Consider the following 18,625-nt stretch of genomic DNA (forward strand, 5'->3'; position numbering starts at 1 on the left):
AATTCTTATATAAATATTTCTTTAGATATATAGTTAAACCTGAATAATTCATACTTTTAATTAAAACCATGTGAAACTGCCTCACGGCAGCTTACAATTACTTTTTCATCTTCACCCGTTAAGTGATGAAAAAAGAACCCCTTTCTGCTATGGTTAAAGTGACTAAACCAACCAAAAGAAAGGAGTTCTTCTAATGACTAGCTTACACAAAAACCAAGTAAAATTCAATTCAAATATCACTATTTCTCATACAGGTGGTCAATTATCGAGTGATTCGGGTCTCGTCCTAGTGAAAGAGCTGATGAACACCTTCGGTTTTTCTGAACTGGCTAAGCAACACATTCACATTGAAGACGAACGAGCATATTTTACTCATGACAACTTATCCATACTTGAGCAGTTCATTATGCAATTAATTGCTGGTTACTCAGCTGATTCTGCAGCTAATCTCCTGAGACAAGATCCTGTGTTTAAAGCTGTTTTAGATAGGAAAGAACTCGCTTCTCAATCTTCACTTTCTCGATTTTTAGATCGACTATCTGAGGAGAATATCCATGAACTTCAAGCTTTGAACCAAGAACTTATTGATAAAGCACGCCTCATCCGTAATGATACGGAATTAATCATTGATTTAGATTCGACCCATTCAGATACATTTGGTCACCAAGAACAAACGGATTATAATACCCACTACCAAACCTATGGTTATCATCCATTGGTAGCTTTTGACGGATTGACTGGTGACTTCTTAAAAGCTGAACTACGTTCAGGAAATCAATATACATCAAAAGGCGTAAAGGAGTTTCTCACACCTTTATTAGAGCACTATAATCACTCTCTACCAAACACTGACATCTTGGTTCGTGGAGACAGCGGGTTCGCTACACCTGGTGTGTATGATTCGTGTGAATCAAAAAAGAGTCATTATGTTATTCGACTGAAGAATAATCGTAGACTAGGTCAAATAGCTGAGAAATCAGTACTTTATGGCGATAATCAAAAGTGGGAAGAACGAGAAGTTCAGTACTTCTCCACCACTTATCAAGCACAAACCTGGTCACAAAGTCGTCGCGTGTGTATACGCTCAACACGTGAAGCGGGCGAACTACTCTTTCGACATGAGTTTATCGTGACGAATCTATCAGAAAATGTTTCTCCTGATACCATCTTTTCTCTCTATGCCAAACGTGGCACAATGGAGAACTTCATTAAAGAAGCGAAAGCTGGCTTTTACTTTGACAAGACAGACAGTCCTCGCTTTTTGGAGAATCATGTCCGAATGATGCTCAGCTTGATAGCTTACAACTTAGTCAACTTCTTAAGAACGATTGGCTTTGAAGAAGTCCAAAAGGGAATGACCATTCATTCTATTCGATTGAAGTTTCTGAAAGTTGCTGGGAAATTAGTCCAAACGGGTAGACGAGTCTATCTCAAATTATCTAGTTATCATGTGTATCAGAATGAATTCTACAGGGTCTTTGCTCGCCTGAGGCGAGCCAGTCAATGGATCTAATCCAACAATCTAACGATTTTTTTACTGGGAAGTTATCCAGGGAGAAGTATGCTCAAAATGCCTTACACCCAAAATTTATTCCTCAATATTTTTGAACAGTGAATGTTTGAAGTAACTTTTTAGTCAAAATCAGTTGATAGGGATATTAGTGATACATATTTCAATAAAATGTACCAAAGAATTAAAGCTATGAATTATTCAGGTTAAAAGTTAAAACTAATGGATTTTATAAAATTGGAGGAAATACTTTGGTGAATAAATTTGATGAGTTCCTAAAAATAACTACTTTGTTAAATGAAGCAAATATAACACCTCTGCTTATGGGGTCTTTAGGACTTGAGTATTTGACCCAGAAAAATTGGGATGCACGAGATGTAGATATACACGTTCCTGGTGATCCTAGAGGATGGGAAGCTCCAGATAATTTCCGTATTTACAATTGGACTATTATTTGTACTATCATGAAAAAATTAGGCTATCAGCTGATTGATCTCCATGAACATGAATTTAGTAATGGAGTGTTTAGTGTTGAGTTTGGCGTACTAGATACTTTACCAAAATCAACAGGTATACCTCTTGATAAGTTAGAACTAAAGAACGAGCATCAAGTAAATTTTTTCTTACCTTCAGAAGAACAATACTTAAAAATATATACATCTTCTTTTCAAGATAATTATAGAGCTGAAAAAAATAATTATAAAGATCTCAATAAAATTCAATATTTAAGATCAATTGTATATTGATAGGTCTATTAGAATGAGATTCACACATATCTTTATGATTTATAAGTATTATGCATAAAGAAAAATGGATGACTTAAAAAAATTATCTATCCATACAAACAAGTAAAAAAAGCTGGGAAACATTGTTAAACAATGTTTCCCAGCTTTTTGCTTTTTATTCCCACTCAATAGTTGATGGTGGCTTGCTCGTAATGTCATACACGATACGGTTAACGTGTTTCACTTCATTTACGATACGGACAGAGATTTTTTGCAAGATATCCCATGGGATGCGGGCAAAGTCACTTGTCATACCATCAATAGAAGTAACAGCACGGATTCCGATAGTGTAGTCATACGTACGTCCATCTCCCATAACTCCGACGCTGCGGAATCCAGGAAGAACGGTGAAGTATTGCCAGATGTCACGGTCAAGACCTGCAGCAGCAATTTCTTCTCTTAAGATGTAGTCACTATCGCGAACGATTTCTAGTTTTTCTTCAGTAATTTCACCGATTACACGAATTCCTAAACCAGGACCTGGGAATGGTTGGCGCCAAACAAGACTTTCAGGCATTCCTAATTGAATTCCTAATTCACGAACTTCATCTTTAAATAACGTATTCAAAGGTTCAATCAGTTTGAATTGCATATTTTCAGGAAGTCCACCTACATTATGATGTGATTTAATTGTTTGAGCAGTATCTGTTCCACTTTCAATCACGTCAGTGTACAGCGTTCCTTGTGCTAAGAAATTAACGCCGTCAAGTTTGGTTGCTTCATCATCAAAAACATAGACAAATTCGTTTCCGATAATTTTACGTTTTGTTTCTGGATCGCTCACACCAGCTAATTTAGCCATAAAACGTTCTTTCGCATCTACACGAATGATATTCAAGCCAAATTTACCAACTAAACTTTCCATTACTTGTTCGCTCTCGCCTTTACGCAATAGACCGTGGTCAACAAAGATACATGTCAATTGATCGCCGATTGCTTTTTGTAAAAGCACACCAACCACACTTGAGTCTACTCCGCCTGATAAACCTAGCAATACTTTCTTATCGCCAACTGTTTCGCGAATAATTGCAATTTCAGATTCGATGAAATCAGCAATACTCCAGTTGCCTTCACAGCCACACACATTAAAAGTAAAGTTTTTCAACATGTCATTTCCGTGTTCTGAATGACGTACTTCAGGATGGAATTGAACAGCGTGAAAATTCTTTTGAGGGTTGAACATTGAAGCAATTGGACAATGTGGACTAGTTGCAGAAACAACAAAACCTTCTGGAACTTGAGTAACCAAATCTCCATGGCTCATCCAAACTGTTTCATTTTCAGCTAAAGAATGAAATAAAGGCGCTTCTTTTTCATTGATGTTGATGTTTGCTTTACCATATTCTCTATTTTGACTGCTTTCAACTTTTCCACCTAAAGCAGTTGTCATTAGTTGCATACCGTAACAAATACCTAAAATAGGAATACCCATATTAAAAATTTCAGGATCAACTGAAAAAGATCCTTCATCATAAACACTCATAGGACCACCTGAGAAGATGATTCCTTTGGCATTCATTCCTCTTAATTCTTCAGCTGTCACTTTATGTGACAACAACTCAGAATAAACACCAAATTCGCGGATACGTCGTGTAATGAGTTGGTTATATTGACTTCCAAAATCTAGCACTATCATTTTTTCAACGCTTGTTAAATCTGTAACCATTACCACACAGTCCACCCCAATTTATTATTTTTATATCTATTTTCACCTATATTTTTTCATTTTACCGGCTATTTCACTATTGGTCAACCGCGTAGTGAATGAATGCCTTTTCTACTCTAATACTTTTTTAATAAAATTTGGTCGATGTAATGATTTTCAGTTTTATGGATAATCAACTCTGCTCGATTTTTAGTAGGCAAAATGAACTCTTTTAAATTTTCTAAATTCACTGTTTTCCAAACTCCACGAGCCATTTCAAATGCCTCTTCTCGGTCTCCTTCAGCATAAGAAGAATAATAGTTTCCTGGTTGTTTGAACGCGGTACCTAATAATAGACCGAATCGTTGCAAATACCACTTTTCAATTAGTTCAGCATCGGCATCTACGAAAATGGAAAAATCAAAAAAATCACTGATGTAGATTTGTTGATTTGCAGGCAGTTGCAGTACATTAATGCCCTCGACAATTAAAATATCGGGCTGTTCTAGAACATGCTCTTCACCTTCGATGATGTCATAATATTCATGAGAATACACTGGAGAAACAACTGATGTTTTGCCATTTTTTACATCTCCCAAAAAAGAGATGAGTCGGTTCATATCGTAACTTTCTGGAAATCCTTTACGGTTCATAATGTCTTTTTCCAAAAGTATCTTATTAGGATACAAAAAACCGTCTGTTGTAATTAACTCAACTGATTTTTCTTTATACACTCTTGATAACATAGTCTGTAATAACCTTGCTGTGGTGCTTTTCCCAACAGCCACACTACCCGCAATTCCAATAATGTAAGGTTTATGAATAATATCTTTTTTTAAGAACTTATTTTTTCCATCTTGTAGCTGTTCGTAATTTTTTAAATAGGTATCTAATATATGGACTATTGGTATGTAAACATCTTCAACATCGGTAATAGAAATTTGGTCATTTAAGCCTTTTAACTCTTCTAATTCTATTGAAGACAATGATGTAATACTATCCGTATTGAATTTTTTCCATTCTTCACGTTCAATGATATGAAATGTGGCAGACTCTTTCATGTGTTTTCAAGACCCCCGTGTTCCTAGACTACCGAATTATTGTACCAAATATCGCTATCTTTTTATAGTTTTTCTTCTTTCATTAGTGAATAAACGCCTACCTTAAAAGAAACTTAACTAGCCATCTATCTTATCTATAGTGTAAAATGTAGTCTGATATAACTATATTTTCTTTAATCAACTGTAACGACTAAAAATGCACAAAGGAGAACGTTATGAAAAAGGGTAAACAAGAAAAAATTGAAATTTGGGGAGACGTAGTTGAATTAAGAGACTTAATCATTGCGATCCTTTTATCCAGCGGTTCTACTATGGGAGCTTATTTTTTAGCACCTAGCGACGACAAGACAAAACAACTCTTCTTTGGTTTGGCTGGTGCAGTTATTGGATTTATTCTTTCGACAGTTTTTACTAAGCCTAAAAGAATCATTACGATAGATAACGAAAAAGAGAACAATTAAGAACAAGTATTGGAGAGAACAAAAATATGGAATTGTTAGTGTTGGTTCAAATGGTCATAGCTGCTCTTGCAGCAATTGTTTTATATACTTTTATTGGTTTCATCCCTGGTACCGATGAAACATCGGTTTTAATGCCGGTTACGTTAGCTATTATTCTGGCTGGAACAGAGCCTGTTGTTGTCTTAACTTTTTTTATCGCAGCCATTGTTACGTTAAATCTTACGAATTCAATGCCTACTGCTTTAGTTGGGCTTCCCGGAGGTGTTCTTTCTAGCCCTATGATTGAACATGCGTTATACTTGAAAAATCGTGGCATGTCCGAGATCACCATTAAAAAAATGGCCGCTGGAGCCTTGATAGGAACCTTAATATCCGTTCCGATTGCTTTATTATTAGCAGAGTTATTAACGCCTTTTGCTGAAATTATTCAACCTTATTCGTCTCTTTTATTTGTAATTGGAGCTATTTTCCTTTCTTTAATAGGAAAGAATAAAATTTTATCTCTAGTGAGCATTCTTCCTTTGGCTATGCTTTTCCAAGGTTTGCGTCATTTATATTGGGGCATTGGCGTTGTACCGAAAGACGTCAATATTACAACATCCTTCTTTTTAGGCATTACGATTGGTCCTTTAATCATTTCGATTCTGTCACTGCTAAATAAAACGAGTCGCGAAAAAATGTTGACCGATGACTTTAAAAGAATTGCGTTACCAAAAAAGACGACTACTCATCAAACAATTAATCCTTTTAAACTATTGTCTAAAAGCGAACTTAAAGCCGCATCTTTTTCAGCTTTGATTTCAAATTTTCTTTTTGTCTTAAGTCCAGTGGGGCTAATTATTTTATTTGGCGAATTTGTTTCAAATAAAAAAAAGGATCCCGTTGAAAAAGCTTCTACAGCTATTATTACAATGAGTGCTTTAGCCCAATCGACTTATCTTTCTGGAATAATTATTCCGTTGATTGCATTGGGTATCCCTTTGTCACCAACAGCAATTGGTCCTGGAAGTCCTTTGTTCAACGCCCCACCCGTTTTTACCGTTGATCATAACTTGCACCATATATTGAGTAGAAGTGATTTTACGTTTGCCATCTTGATTGGATCAATTCTAGCTGCACTTATCAGTTATTTTGTAATCAATCGCTATGCTGGAACAATTTCACAATTTGTTTTACAAAAAATTCCTCATGAAGCTATTTTAGGATTATTCATTTCTTTCATTTTACTGTTAGCTTATATGGATGCTGGGTTAATTAATATTTTCGGCGTTCTTTTGATTGGTATTACAAGCGGAACATTGAATAAGATGGGCATGAATTATGGCGTCCAGTTTATGACACTATATGCAGCCCCATGGTTAGTTGAAAAAATTGCTCAATTCTAATTTGCTACACGTTAATTCAATCAATTTATTATGAAATAAAGGAGTTACAACATGATTAATATTAATCAATCTGCAACAGGAACAGCTAATGGAAAGATTATTTTAATGGGAGAACACTCTGTGGTTTATGGAGAACCTGCCATTGCTATCCCTTTTCCTGCAACACGCGTTGAAGTGGCCGTTACATCTGTTGAAGGTCCGGTTCAACTAGATTGTGTTTATTACCAAGGAAACTTATCTGCAGCACCTAAGCAGTTAGCAAACCTGATAGCCGTTGTCGAGTCAACCCTTAATGAACTAAATCAAGACTTAAAAAATTTCAAATTGACTATCGATAGTACGGTTCCGGTTGAACGTGGTATGGGTTCAAGTGCCGCAGTAGCTATTGCGATGGTTCGTGCTTTATTCGCTTATTTTTCGACAAACCTAACGAATGATGTTCTATTAGCGTTAGCAAATGTCTCTGAAACAATTGCTCATGGAAATCCAAGCGGTTTAGATGCGGCTATGACGAGTGGCAAACAGCCACTCTATTATATAAAAGGAGAGCCTTTTGTCCCCTTTCCATTATCAATGTCTGCCTATTTAATTGTGGCAGATACGGGTTTAAAAGGTCAAACAAGAGATGCAGTTGCAAGCATTGCTCAATTAAATCAAGAAAACCCAAAACTAACGATGGATGCCATTCATCAATTGGGTGCTCTAGCCAAACAGGCTAAACTTGCAATTGAAGCCAATATTCCTGTAACATTAGGTCTGGTTATGGATTCAGCTCATGAAAAACTTTCTTTTTTAGGTGTAAGCAATGACACACTGAATCATCTAGTGAAAACTGCTCGAACAAATGGAGCACTCGGAGCGAAACTAACTGGCGGCGGTCGCGGAGGCTGCATGATTGCTTTAGCAGCTGATAAAGATACAGCTACACGTATTTCAGCTGCTTTATTAGCTGCCGGCGCTGTAAATACATGGACACACCCATTAGGAGATGACTAAATTGAGCGACACGAGAAAAGTACGCGCGTATACAAATATTGCGTTAATTAAATATTGGGGAAAGAGAGACGATAAACTTATCTTACCCACCAGCAGTAGCCTATCCCTTACTTTAGATGCTTTTTACACTGAAACAGCTGTATCATTTGATGAATCGTTAGAAAAAGATACTTTTTACTTAGATGACAACCTTCAAGATGAAGCTGCTACTCTAAAAGTTAGCCGTTTTTTAAATTTATTTAGAGAACAAGCAGATTTAAAAGCACCGGCACTTATTAAAAGCACTAACTATGTTCCAACAGCTGCTGGGTTAGCTTCTTCCGCTTCTGGAATGGCTGCTTTAGCTGGAGCCGCTAATTTAGCGTCCGGTTTAAATTTAACACCTCAAGAACTTTCTATTTTTGCAAGACAAGGTTCTGGATCAGCTTCTCGTAGTGTTTATGGCGGATTTGTAGAATGGCAAAAAGGGACCTCTTCAGTGGATTCTTATGCTGTCAAAGTAGATAACGCTGATTGGGATATCGGTATGGTTGTGGTCGTCGTGAATAAAAATCAAAAAGAACTTTCTAGTCGTGAAGGTATGAAACAAACTGTTGCAACATCCCCTTTTTATGCAGGATGGATTGAAAGTACCGCTGTTGACCTTGTGAATATAAAAAAAGCCATTGGTCAACGTGACTTTGAACAAGTCGGAGAAATCACAGAAAGCAATGGCATGAAAATGCACGGAACCATGTTAGGCGCTAATCCTCCAATTTCTTATTGGGAACCAGATAGTGTTTTAGCAATGCAATTAGTAAGAAAATTGCGCAAACAAGGTATTCCTTGTTACTTTACAATGGATGCTGGTCCAAATGTTAAAGTCCTTTGCCGTCTTTCTGATAGTAAAGAAATCAAAACAGCCTTTTTAAATTACTTTAGTGAAGAGCAACTCATTGTTTCTGGTCCCGGAAGTGACTTAAAAGAAATTACTTTCTAACACATTTTAAAACAAGGTTTTATTACTTAGGAGGAATTACAGTATGATTGAAGCTTCTGCGCCTGGTAAGCTATATATTGCGGGAGAATACGCCGTTGTTGAACCTGGATATCCAGCTATCTTAGTAGCTGTTGATCAATTTATCACCGTCTCACTTGAAAAATCTGAACGCGTTGGAAGCATCACTTCTTTCCAATATGGGAATCTTCCTATTTTATGGAAACGTGAAAATGACCGTCTAGTACTTGATAAACGGGAAAATCCCTTTCACTATATTTTAGCTGCTATTCGGGTGACCGAAGAATATGCGAAAGAACAAGGAAAGGAATTATCTTTTTATCACTTAACTGTTGATAGTGAATTGGATAGCTCACAAGGAAAAAAATATGGCTTAGGTTCTAGTGCCGCCGTTACGGTCGCTACGGTTCATGCCTTATGTCGTTTTTATAAACTCACTGATAGTAAGAATGTTATTTTTAAATTGGCTGCTCTAGCTCATTTATCGGTTAAGAGTAATGGCTCATGTGGTGATGTTGCTGCCAGTGTTTATGGCGGATGGCTAGCCTTTACAACGTTTGATCCGGCATGGGTACTGGATCAAAAAGAACACAATACCGTAAAAGAATTAGTTGAAATGGATTGGCCTCACTTATCTTTTACGCCACTATCTCCGCCAAAAGATTTACGTTTAGTTATCGGTTGGACAGGTTCACCAGCATCTACTTCTCATTTGGTGGATGAAGTCACCAATAAACGCAGTCAAGATGCAATGGCTTATGACATCTTTTTAGAAAAAAGTAAAGAATGCGTCAATGCAATGATTACCGCTTTTCAAGAAGGAAATGTCACTGAGATACAGCGCCAAATTAGAAAAAATCGTCAACTTTTGCTTCAAATGAGTCAAGATACCTCTGTTACGATTGAAACGCCTGCTTTGACAAAACTATGCGAAATGGCAGAAAAGTTCAAAGGTGCTGCTAAATCTTCTGGCGCTGGTGGCGGAGATTGCGGGATTGTTATTTTTAATCGTAAAGAAGGCTTATTATCACTCATTACCGATTGGGAAAAAGAAGGCATTATCAATCTTCCCTTGCATGTCTATCAGAAAACAGATCTTTAATCCCTTTTCTATGGATAAAGATTTTTGGAGGGTCACATTATGAAACCAATGAATAATCGAAAAAATGAACATGTATCATTAGCAGAAAAATTTGCTAAAGAAAACAGAAAGTCTGATTTTGATTCTTTCCGTTTCGTTCACCATTCTTTTCCTGAAATGAAAGTTTCCGATGCCACTCTTTCTACTTCATTTGCTACATTAGATATGGCATTTCCTTTTTATATTAATGCTATTACAGGGGGAAGCCCTTGGACAAAAAAGGTGAATGAAAAGCTAGCGTTGATTGCTCGAGAAACTGGGATTGCTATGGCAACTGGTTCCATTAGCGCTGCTCTTAAAGACCCTACTGTTAAAGACAGTTTTACGATTGTAAGAGAGATTAATCCTACTGGCAAAGTTTTTGCTAATCTTGGGACCGGTCAAACATTGGAAAATGCAAAAAAAGCTGTTGAGTTGGTTCAAGCGGATGCCTTACAAATCCATGTGAATTCTCCGCAAGAAATTGTTATGCCAGAAGGCGATCGCGATTTTTCCAATTGGTTAACTGAATTAGAAAAAATTGTTCACCATGTCTCTGTACCCGTTATTGTTAAAGAAGTTGGATTTGGCATGAGCCGCGAAACCATCCAACAATTGACTTCGATTGGCGTACAGACCATTGATATCAGCGGCCAAGGTGGGACAAACTTTGCCCAGATTGAAAACTATCGCCGGGACAGCGATAAATATGATTATTTAGAAGGTTGGGGACAATCCACCGTTATCTCATTAGTGGAAGCACAACCTTACGTTAATCAGGTTGAAATACTTGCCTCAGGAGGTATCCGTAATCCTTTAGATATCATTAAATCCTTGTCTTTAGGGGCACGTGCTGTTGGCATTTCTGGCCTCTTCTTGCATATGGCTCTAAGAGATGGTGTAGAAACTACTATTTTAGAAATAGAGGCTTGGAAAAAACAGCTTGTTTCGATCATGACGCTACTAGGAAAAAAATCAATCAAAGACTTAACTCAAACAGATGTGATTTTATTAGGAGACGTAAAAGATTGGTGTGACGCTCGCCACATTGATGCATCGCTTTTTGCTAATCGTTCTTCAATAAAATAGCTCAACCTATACAGTACTCATTAATAATAAAAATGCATTCCCACTATTGGATAACTATTCCAGTAGTTTTGGGAATGCATTTTTCGTATTCTTTAGTTATTTTTATTTTTCACTTAATTTTGACTAACAAAATTATGAAAGAGCTTTTCATAATTTTCTTCAAATTCAGTATAGTACTGTTCAGGAGATTGTTGCTTTGAGCGTTTCCATTCATACGCTAATCCAATCACGGACCAACTAATAATCGCTGCAAAAGACTCTAGTTGTCGGGCATCTTCTTTTGGGTAAGTGGCTTGAATGGCTGTCAAGATTGTTTGTGCCACTTCATCTCGTAAAACCTGACTCGTATATAAAGCCAGTTCTTCAATGTAGCTTTTTTGGCAGATAGTAGCCAAATTGGTGTGGAAACCCGTTAGAATCAAATAGATTTTTTTAATAAATTCAGGCGAGAATTCCTCTTGATCAATTGAATTCTCTCGTATTTGTACCAACAGTGTTTCTTCCACCATGGTATCTAATAATTGATACTTATCCGTATAATAATTATAAAATGTAGCTCGATTAATTTCAGCTGCATTAGAAATATCAGATACACGAATGGCCTCAAAACTCTTGTGATTCAGTAGTTCTTTGAATGAATCCATAATTAATTTTTGTGTTCGAATAGTTCGAATATCAGTGTTCTCCGTAGTAGTCATAGTGGATGCTCCTCGTATTTATAATTGATATCTATTATGAAATATACAACACTTCTACAGTATTGTTGATTGTATATTTCTTCAACGTTCGTTACAATGAGTATATACGACAGACGTTGTAAATGCAACAAGGGTTGTTTAAAAAATAACGAACGGAGTGTTATTAATGACTATAGATAAACTAAAATTTGGTTTAGATACGTTTGGTGACGTAGCGCGTGACAGCAAAACAGGAGAACGCATTACTTATGAAGAGTCCATTCGAAATATGGTAGAGGAAGGAAAATTAGCTGAACAGGTGGGCATAGATATCTTAGCTTTAGGCGAGCATCACAGAGAAGAATATTCGATTTCAAGTCCAGAAATTATTTTAGCAGCATTGGCTACAGTGACTAGTAAGATTACTTTAGGAACGGGTGTGACTGTCTTGAGTTCGGATGACCCTATCCGGTTGTATCAACGCTTTGCGACTTTAGATGCCCTCTCAAATGGACGTTCGCAAATCATGTTAGGGAGAGGATCATTTACTGAATCCTATGGTTTGTTTGGTTATGACTTAAAAGAATACGATGAATTATTTGAAGAAAAAATTGCTTTATTCGATGAACTAATCAAAGGTGGTCCTATCTCTTGGCAAGGAAAGCACACTCCTACACTTAAACAGGTCGAAGTGTATCCGAAAATGACCGAACGTAAAATGGATGTACACGTCGGTGTTGGTGGAACACCAGAGTCTGTTATTCGCGCTGCAAGATACGGTTATCCACTCATGTTAGCAATTATTGGTGGACAACCCACTCGATTTAAACCCTATATTGATTTATACAGGAAAGCGGTCGAACAATTTGGTCAACCACTCCATCCTGTGGGCATGCATTCGCCAGGAATCATTGCGGATACCGATGAAGAAGCTAGAGAACTAGCTATGAAGTATTTAGTACCTGCAATGAATAAAACAGGATTAGAACGTGGTTGGTCTCCGATGACACAAGAACGCTTTGATTATGAAGTAAATCAAGGATCTTATTACATTGGAAGTCCAGAAACAGTCGCACAAAAAATGGCTCGTGTTATTAAAGATATGGGCATTGAACGCTTTGACCTCATTTATGGAATGGGCGGTTTTACACAAGAAGAACGATTTAAAACAATCGAATTATATGGAAAAGTTGTTATTCCTCGCATAAAAGAATTATTGAAAGAAGGAAACTAAATTGACTAAACCAATTATAGGAATTATTGGTGCAGGTAAATTAGGTACGACTCTAGGGAAACTGTTGGTCGAGGCTGGCTATCCTGTCCTCGTTTCTGGGTCCCAATCTGCTGATAAAATTCAATTAACAATTGATATCTTAGTACCAGGAGCCGAATCGTTAACCACTGAAGAAGTAAGTAAGCGAGCGGATATTGTTGTGTTGGCCCTTCCTCTAAGTAACTATCATCAAATTGATACACAATATTTAGAGCATAAATTACTAATTGATGCGATGAACTATTGGTGGGAAATAGATGGGCTTGAAGAGGTATATTCTGATGCTGAGCAGTCTTCATCTGAAAGAGTTCAAGCGTATTTTAAAAATAGTACGGTTATCAAAGCCTTTAATCATATGGGTTACCATAACTTGGGTGATGATGCCCGTCCGAACACGCATGAAGATAGAAAAGTAATTTTAATCGCTGGTGATCAGGTGGATGCTGTAAGTAAAGTTGAAACGATTGTTGATCATATTGGATTTACACCACTACACATCGGTGAACTTAAAACTGGCATCATCTTAGAATCAGGATCCCCTTTGTTTGGCGCAAGTCTAGGTTTAGAAAAAGTGCAAGAACAGTTAAAAATAAGTCTAAAAGAAATCGCTAATACCTAGTGCTTCTTAATCAGATTCAAATTTCGTTTACTGTTTAATGCATAAAAGTTCTTATAGCTGCCTAGCCATGTGCTACCACTAAGATAGCTATTCAAAAAGAAAACACCATTTTCATCTCTTGAAAATGGTGTTTTTTTCGCTATCAAGGCTGAGAGCAACTTATAGCCTCAATCCTTTCTTTTTTTATCTTTTTTGTTCTCGTTTTACACTTTGCTTTTTAGCATAATCCACTTTTGAGTGTCTTTAAAGCCTAAGTGTTGATACACTCGACCAGCTTCAGGATTAGAATAAAATAAACAAGCCGTTTTTTTCTTTTGGATACAAGTATTTACTAACGCAGCCGTTATAGCTGTTGCATAACCTTTCTCACGGTAATTTTGAATTGTTCCGACAGCAACGATCATCGCTGAAAGTTTTGTTTCAATAGCAATTCTTCCCGTTGAAACGATTTTACCCGTTTCATCTTTGATCACTTGAATAGCATTTGAATCCCGGTCCAATTCATTTGTAATTTCTTCGATTGTTTGTTGCTTCATCATCCCAATTTCTTTTAAACAATCGAGGTATAATGAAATATCTTTTTTGTCTAAAGGAACTACTTCTTGAATTATGGGGCTTTCCATTGCTAGTTCCTTGCATTCAGCTAAATAGGTTTCTTCTTTTTCATAGTCTTCAAATTCTTCTTCATATTGGGCAATAACTTCCTCACTACCGGATATATAATGAGGTGTTAAACTTTGAATCAAAGGTAAAAAGGTATCAAATCCTTCAAATTCGTTTCCATGGATAGGCATTACGTTTTCTTTATAACGAACCAACACACCACTAATTTCATCTTTACTATCTACATAAGCCCAAACATCTAAATCAAAATGCTCAAATCCGTATGTTTCAATATCGCCAATAGCAAATAAATTCACACTTGGCTCGTTATATAAGAAATTTAATAGATCTTCACGCTTATTTTCATCACATTTGTAAATCATTTTCTTTCTTCCTCCCAAGTGACAACCTTTATCCATTTAGTATACTTTTTTTTAAAAAAAATTGTATCTTTTTGCACTTTATTTGACCAGTTAATTGTGAGTATCTTAAACCAAATAAACCATTAGAGTAATCGCACTAATTCCCAGCACCATAGACCATAAAAGATTTTTTGTTTTATATGCCACGTAAAAAACAATAACTGAAGGAATCAGTTTTATATTGGTTACGGGATCTATGGTGAACTGATTTTTCCAAAAGAAAATATCCGAAAAAATTAAAGCTGAAAATATAGATACAGGTATAAATGACATCCATTTTGAAACTTTCTCTGGTATAGTTCGGTTATTTAAAACCAGCATGGGTAAAACTCGAGGCAGATAGGTGACTACCGCCATACCCAAAATCAGTTGGATGTGTTGACTAGTCATATTCTATCCCCTCTTTTCGTGTGTATTCTTTTCTATTCGTAAAATAGTCATCTATAAAATAGCCTATAAAAGAAGCTACTACTGCAGCAATCACTAATGCAATAGTGTGTTGTAAAAGAATCGTGAAGATAATCGCTAATACTCCTGCAGTCAATCCTACAAAAACATACAGCTTAGATGCAAATTGACTAACAAGTAGACTAATAAACATAGCTATCAAAACATAGTTGATGATTGTTGTATCAATAACCCAAGCACTTCCAACTAACGCACCAACAAAAGTACTAATTGACCATGTTGCATAAGCCAATGTGTTTGTTGCTAGTGCTTTATTTGCAGTCCATTCATGATTTTTAAATTGATTGTAATTGATAGCAAATGATTCGTCCGCAAGGGTATGGCTAAAAAAAAGTGTGAACGGTAAAGAAGGCTTTTTAATAAGTCCAGACATACTCGAACTCATTAATAAATGACGCAAATTCAAAAAGAATGTCATTGTTATAATTGCTGAGACTGATGCTCCCATACTTACCATTGAAGCAGCCATAAATTGAGCAGCTCCTCCAAATACGAGTAAACTCATAGCTAAAATAGTTATTGCATTTAATCCTGCATCGTATAAAACCATGCCCCCAGCTAAACCTAGTGGTACATAACTAATGATGACTGGATACATTACTTTCAATCCATCCAACCAATCTTGTTTTTTCATCTTTACCCTCCTAAACGAACATGTAACAGCTATTATATCACATTGTTAATTCTTTTTACGTTTATTTTGTATTTCAAATACTAAATAAAAAAACAACTTATTTTCACTCATTTCCATTGTAACTTGGGCTTAATTTTGCTACTGTAAACCTATTGAACTGCTTATGAAAGGAGTTATTGTCTGTGTTAAAAAGAATCGTTTTCAGCTCTTTTTTTATCAGTATTCTTTATTTTTTGGTGTACGCGTTTGTTCCGGCACTTAAAAATGCTGTTTATAGTGGTGGGTTTTGGGCTGTTTTACATGCATTGATGGGTATTATTTTGATTGTCGGTGTCTTTGGTATCATTTTATTCACCTTTCACTATTTATTTTCAGATCCTAATAAAAATTAAAAAAAGAGTGTTGAGAAAAAATCTCAACACTCTTTTTGTCTTTTCAGTTGATTAATCTATGATTACTTCATGGATTAATGGAATAGGCGTAGCTGAATCTGCTATTGTAATACCTTCCCAGATTTTTTGTTCTACTTCTGGTACTTCTTCTTTATTTGTGTGAATTGTTAATAACGCTTCACCTTTTTTAACAGCGTCGCCGACTTTTTTATGCAAAACAATCCCTACTGCTAAATCAATTTCACTTTCTTTTGTAGCACGTCCTGCTCCTAACATCATAGCCGCGATTCCTAATTCATCTGCTATGATTTCAGAAACAAAGCCATCTTTATTTGCTAAAACATCGATTTGATAATCTGCTTTAGGCAATAATTCCGGATTATCAATCACACTGATATCTCCACCTTGAGAAGCGATAAACGTTTTGAATTTTTCTAATGCTTTTCCATTTTCAATGGACTCTTCTAATAATGATCTTGCTTCATCTAAATCTTTTCCAATACCTGCTAAATGAACCATTTGACTTCCTAACGTTAAACACAAGTCCAATAAGTCAGCTGGACCTTTACCATTTAATGTATCAATAGCTTCTTTAACTTCTAACGCATTTCCGATAGCGAAACCTAGTGGTTGACTCATGTCAGAAATAACAGCCATCGTATTGCGTCCTACACGGTTCCCAATTTGAACCATTGCATGAGCTAACAGTCTCGCATCTTCAGTTGTCTTCATAAATGCCCCTGCTCCAGTTTTCACATCTAAAACAATTGCATCCGCTCCAGCAGCAATTTTTTTACTCATAATTGAACTTGCAATCAATGGAATCGAATCAACTGTTCCCGTTACATCTCTTAAGGCATACAATTTTTTATCCGCTGGTGTTAAGTTTCCAGATTGCCCAATAACGGCTACTTTATTTTCATTTACTAACTCAATAAATTTTTCTTGTGTCAATTCTACATGGAAACCTGGAATTGATTCTAGTTTATCGATTGTTCCACCAGTGTGACCTAAGCCACGCCCACTCATTTTGGCAATTGGAACACCTAGACTTGCTACTAAAGGTGCTAAAACAAGAGTTGTAGTATCGCCTACTCCACCTGTTGAATGTTTGTCTACCTTTACGCCTTTAATCGCTGATAGGTCAATTTCTTCTCCAGAATGAACAATACTCATCGTTAAATCGCTTTTTTCGCGGTCATCCATATCTTTGAAATAGATAGCCATTAACATTGCACTCATTTGGTACTCTGGAATCTCTCCAGCAGTATATTCTTTAATCATTGTTTGGATTTCTTCAGTTGTTAATGCTTTGCCTTGTTGTTTTTTTGTAATTAAATCGACCATTCTCATTTATCATATACCCCTTTTTAATTTTAATTGATTTGCTAAGTTTACCACATTTGCAGAAAAAACGCTTTCACAACTTAATCATTCTAACGCTTACCTAATCAATACCAAATCTTTTAGCCATTGAAACTCTTTAGTTTAGTTGATTATCAGCGTGCTTCTATAATTTCAAGTCCTGTATTACGCCCTACAATAATAGTATTTACTCGGTCCAAAAATAATCCGTGTTCCATAACTCCTGTTAAACCATCTAACCAAGTCGCTAACGAATGTGGATCTTCAATTTTAGTCATATGCAAATCAATAATATAATGACCACCATCTGTTAAATAATTTCCCCCAACATCATTTTTTCTCATAGTTGGTTGAAACCCTTTTTCTTCAAAAATGCGCACTAACTGTTGGCTACCATAAGGCATGACTTCTATCGGCAGTGGAAATGCACCTAACGTTTCCACCATTTTGCTCTCATCAACAATCCAAATTACTTTTTTAGAATAATCTGCAACGATTTTTTCAAATAACAGAGCTCCACCGCCACCTTTTACTCCTTGATACTTAGAATCAATTTCATCTGCTCCGTCAATCGTTAAATCAACCGATTCCACTTCATCAATGGTTTTCAGTGGAATGCCTAATTTTTCTGCTTGCTCTTTTGTTCGAGTTGAAGTTGTCACTCCGGTAATAGTCAAACCTTCTTTAACTCGCTTTCCTAAAGCTTCAACCATGTAGTAAGCCGTTGATCCAGTTCCTAATCCTACAACCATACCGTCTTTCACATATTCTGCTGCTTTTTCTCCAACTAGTTGTTTTAAATTCATTTTTCTACTCCTTCTGCTTCATGTCTTTATTCTCTATTAGTATAGCATAATACCTGTTTTATAGAGCCTAATCTAGCAAAAAATTAATTACAAAATGGATTGTTTAATCGTCACTAATTACCAGCCCATTCTCTCTTTAAAAAAAACAAAACCCACTGGAAATTAGTCAGTGGGTTTTGTTGAGTAGATTCTAAGAAGCTTCGTAGACCGTTTGGCATCCTTTAATTGAGCTGCATATCTTTCAGGGTCTCTTCGCATCCTTTTAGTTGAGCTGCGTTCGACAGACTCTCGGAAAAAACGTAATCTCTTCGAGGATG

General features: G+C 36.3%; 19 protein-coding genes. 11 read left to right on the forward strand and 8 right to left on the reverse strand.

All coding sequences use genetic code 11. The features are described 5' to 3' along the window. Positions 1-193: 193 nt before the first annotated feature. Positions 194-1,513 carry an IS1380-like element IS1678 family transposase gene (locus BP18_RS08005; protein ID WP_029277017.1) on the forward strand — a complete coding sequence of 440 codons (1,320 nt, stop codon included), beginning with the start codon at positions 194-196 and terminating at the stop codon, positions 1,511-1,513. A 248-nt stretch (positions 1,514-1,761) separates the two neighbouring features. After that, the gene (locus tag BP18_RS08010) at positions 1,762-2,256 is read left to right on the forward strand and encodes a hypothetical protein (RefSeq protein ID WP_029278413.1); all 495 of its coding nucleotides are present in this window, start codon (positions 1,762-1,764) and stop codon (positions 2,254-2,256) included. A gap of 154 nt (positions 2,257-2,410) precedes the next feature. On the opposite strand, the gene guaA is transcribed toward BP18_RS08010, so the two are convergent. Together guaA and coaA are read right to left on the reverse strand one after the other, a co-directional pair. Beyond that, positions 2,411-3,961 (reverse strand): glutamine-hydrolyzing GMP synthase, encoded by a 1,551-nt coding sequence (gene guaA / locus BP18_RS08015; protein WP_029278415.1) that lies wholly within the window; start codon positions 3,959-3,961, stop codon positions 2,411-2,413. Positions 3,962-4,077: 116 nt separating this feature from the next. Further along, a complete protein-coding gene (coaA, locus tag BP18_RS08020) occupies positions 4,078-5,001 on the reverse strand; it encodes a type I pantothenate kinase (RefSeq protein WP_007723944.1) in 924 nt (307 codons plus the stop codon). A gap of 215 nt (positions 5,002-5,216) precedes the next feature. Here coaA and BP18_RS08025 point away from each other — a divergent pair, with 215 nt between their 5' ends. From BP18_RS08025 to fni, 6 genes are read left to right on the forward strand one after another with little or no spacing between them, the layout of a single operon-like run. Beyond that, the gene (locus BP18_RS08025) at positions 5,217-5,462 is read left to right on the forward strand and encodes a hypothetical protein (protein ID WP_007723945.1); all 246 of its coding nucleotides are present in this window, start codon (positions 5,217-5,219) and stop codon (positions 5,460-5,462) included. A gap of 26 nt (positions 5,463-5,488) precedes the next feature. Then, positions 5,489-6,847, forward strand: coding sequence for a tripartite tricarboxylate transporter permease (locus BP18_RS08030; protein ID WP_035050580.1), 1,359 nt, complete (start codon positions 5,489-5,491; stop codon positions 6,845-6,847). A 51-nt stretch (positions 6,848-6,898) separates the two neighbouring features. Continuing rightward, positions 6,899-7,843 carry a mevalonate kinase gene (mvk, locus tag BP18_RS08035; protein WP_007723949.1) on the forward strand — a complete coding sequence of 315 codons (945 nt, stop codon included), beginning with the start codon at positions 6,899-6,901 and terminating at the stop codon, positions 7,841-7,843. Beyond that, positions 7,836-8,822, forward strand: coding sequence for a diphosphomevalonate decarboxylase (gene mvaD, locus BP18_RS08040; protein ID WP_029277856.1), 987 nt, complete (start codon positions 7,836-7,838; stop codon positions 8,820-8,822). The genes mvk and mvaD overlap by 8 nt, the downstream gene beginning before the upstream one ends. A 43-nt stretch (positions 8,823-8,865) precedes the next feature. Continuing rightward, a complete protein-coding gene (locus BP18_RS08045; protein ID WP_007723952.1) occupies positions 8,866-9,942 on the forward strand; it encodes a phosphomevalonate kinase in 1,077 nt (358 codons plus the stop codon). Positions 9,943-9,981: 39 nt separating this feature from the next. After that, positions 9,982-11,049, forward strand: a complete 1,068-nt coding sequence (gene fni / locus BP18_RS08050; protein ID WP_007723953.1) for a type 2 isopentenyl-diphosphate Delta-isomerase — start codon at positions 9,982-9,984, stop codon at positions 11,047-11,049. Positions 11,050-11,162: 113 nt separating this feature from the next. Here the strand turns inward: fni and BP18_RS08055 are convergent, their stop codons facing one another. Beyond that, positions 11,163-11,747 carry a TetR family transcriptional regulator gene (locus tag BP18_RS08055; protein ID WP_007723954.1) on the reverse strand — a complete coding sequence of 195 codons (585 nt, stop codon included), beginning with the start codon at positions 11,745-11,747 and terminating at the stop codon, positions 11,163-11,165. 166 nt (positions 11,748-11,913) lie between these two features. Between BP18_RS08055 and BP18_RS08060 the strand changes: the two genes are divergently transcribed. Next, complete coding sequence (locus BP18_RS08060) at positions 11,914-12,960, forward strand: LLM class flavin-dependent oxidoreductase (protein WP_007723956.1); 1,047 nt, start codon at positions 11,914-11,916, stop codon at positions 12,958-12,960. Between the two features lies 1 nt (position 12,961). Beyond that, positions 12,962-13,618 (forward strand): NADPH-dependent F420 reductase, encoded by a 657-nt coding sequence (locus BP18_RS08065; protein WP_007723958.1) that lies wholly within the window; start codon positions 12,962-12,964, stop codon positions 13,616-13,618. Positions 13,619-13,821: 203 nt separating this feature from the next. Here the strand turns inward: BP18_RS08065 and BP18_RS08070 are convergent, their stop codons facing one another. The 3 genes from BP18_RS08070 to BP18_RS08080 form a co-directional block, all read right to left on the reverse strand. Beyond that, positions 13,822-14,604, reverse strand: a complete 783-nt coding sequence (locus BP18_RS08070) for a GNAT family N-acetyltransferase (RefSeq protein ID WP_007723960.1) — start codon at positions 14,602-14,604, stop codon at positions 13,822-13,824. A gap of 105 nt (positions 14,605-14,709) precedes the next feature. Further along, positions 14,710-15,033, reverse strand: a complete 324-nt coding sequence (locus BP18_RS08075; protein WP_007723962.1) for an AzlD domain-containing protein — start codon at positions 15,031-15,033, stop codon at positions 14,710-14,712. Continuing rightward, positions 15,026-15,745 carry an AzlC family ABC transporter permease gene (locus BP18_RS08080; protein ID WP_029277859.1) on the reverse strand — a complete coding sequence of 240 codons (720 nt, stop codon included), beginning with the start codon at positions 15,743-15,745 and terminating at the stop codon, positions 15,026-15,028. Before BP18_RS08080 ends, BP18_RS08075 begins: the two co-directional genes overlap by 8 nt. 182 nt (positions 15,746-15,927) lie before the next feature. Here BP18_RS08080 and BP18_RS08085 point away from each other — a divergent pair, with 182 nt between their 5' ends. Then, positions 15,928-16,137: a hypothetical protein gene (locus BP18_RS08085; RefSeq protein ID WP_007723965.1), complete on the forward strand. Its 210-nt coding sequence runs from the start codon at positions 15,928-15,930 to the stop codon at positions 16,135-16,137. A 51-nt stretch (positions 16,138-16,188) separates the two neighbouring features. Here BP18_RS08085 and BP18_RS08090 read toward each other — a convergent pair whose 3' ends face one another. Beyond that, on the reverse strand, positions 16,189-17,490 hold the full coding sequence (locus tag BP18_RS08090) for a pyrimidine-nucleoside phosphorylase (RefSeq protein ID WP_007723967.1): 1,302 nt from the start codon (positions 17,488-17,490) through the stop codon (positions 16,189-16,191). A 146-nt stretch (positions 17,491-17,636) separates the two neighbouring features. Further along, positions 17,637-18,308: a ribose-5-phosphate isomerase RpiA gene (gene rpiA / locus BP18_RS08095; protein WP_007723976.1), complete on the reverse strand. Its 672-nt coding sequence runs from the start codon at positions 18,306-18,308 to the stop codon at positions 17,637-17,639. Between the last annotated feature and the right edge of the window lie 317 nt (positions 18,309-18,625).

This window comes from Carnobacterium jeotgali MS3, from assembly GCF_000745125.1.
In the GTDB taxonomy this organism is placed as follows: domain Bacteria; phylum Bacillota; class Bacilli; order Lactobacillales; family Carnobacteriaceae; genus Carnobacterium_B; species Carnobacterium_B jeotgali.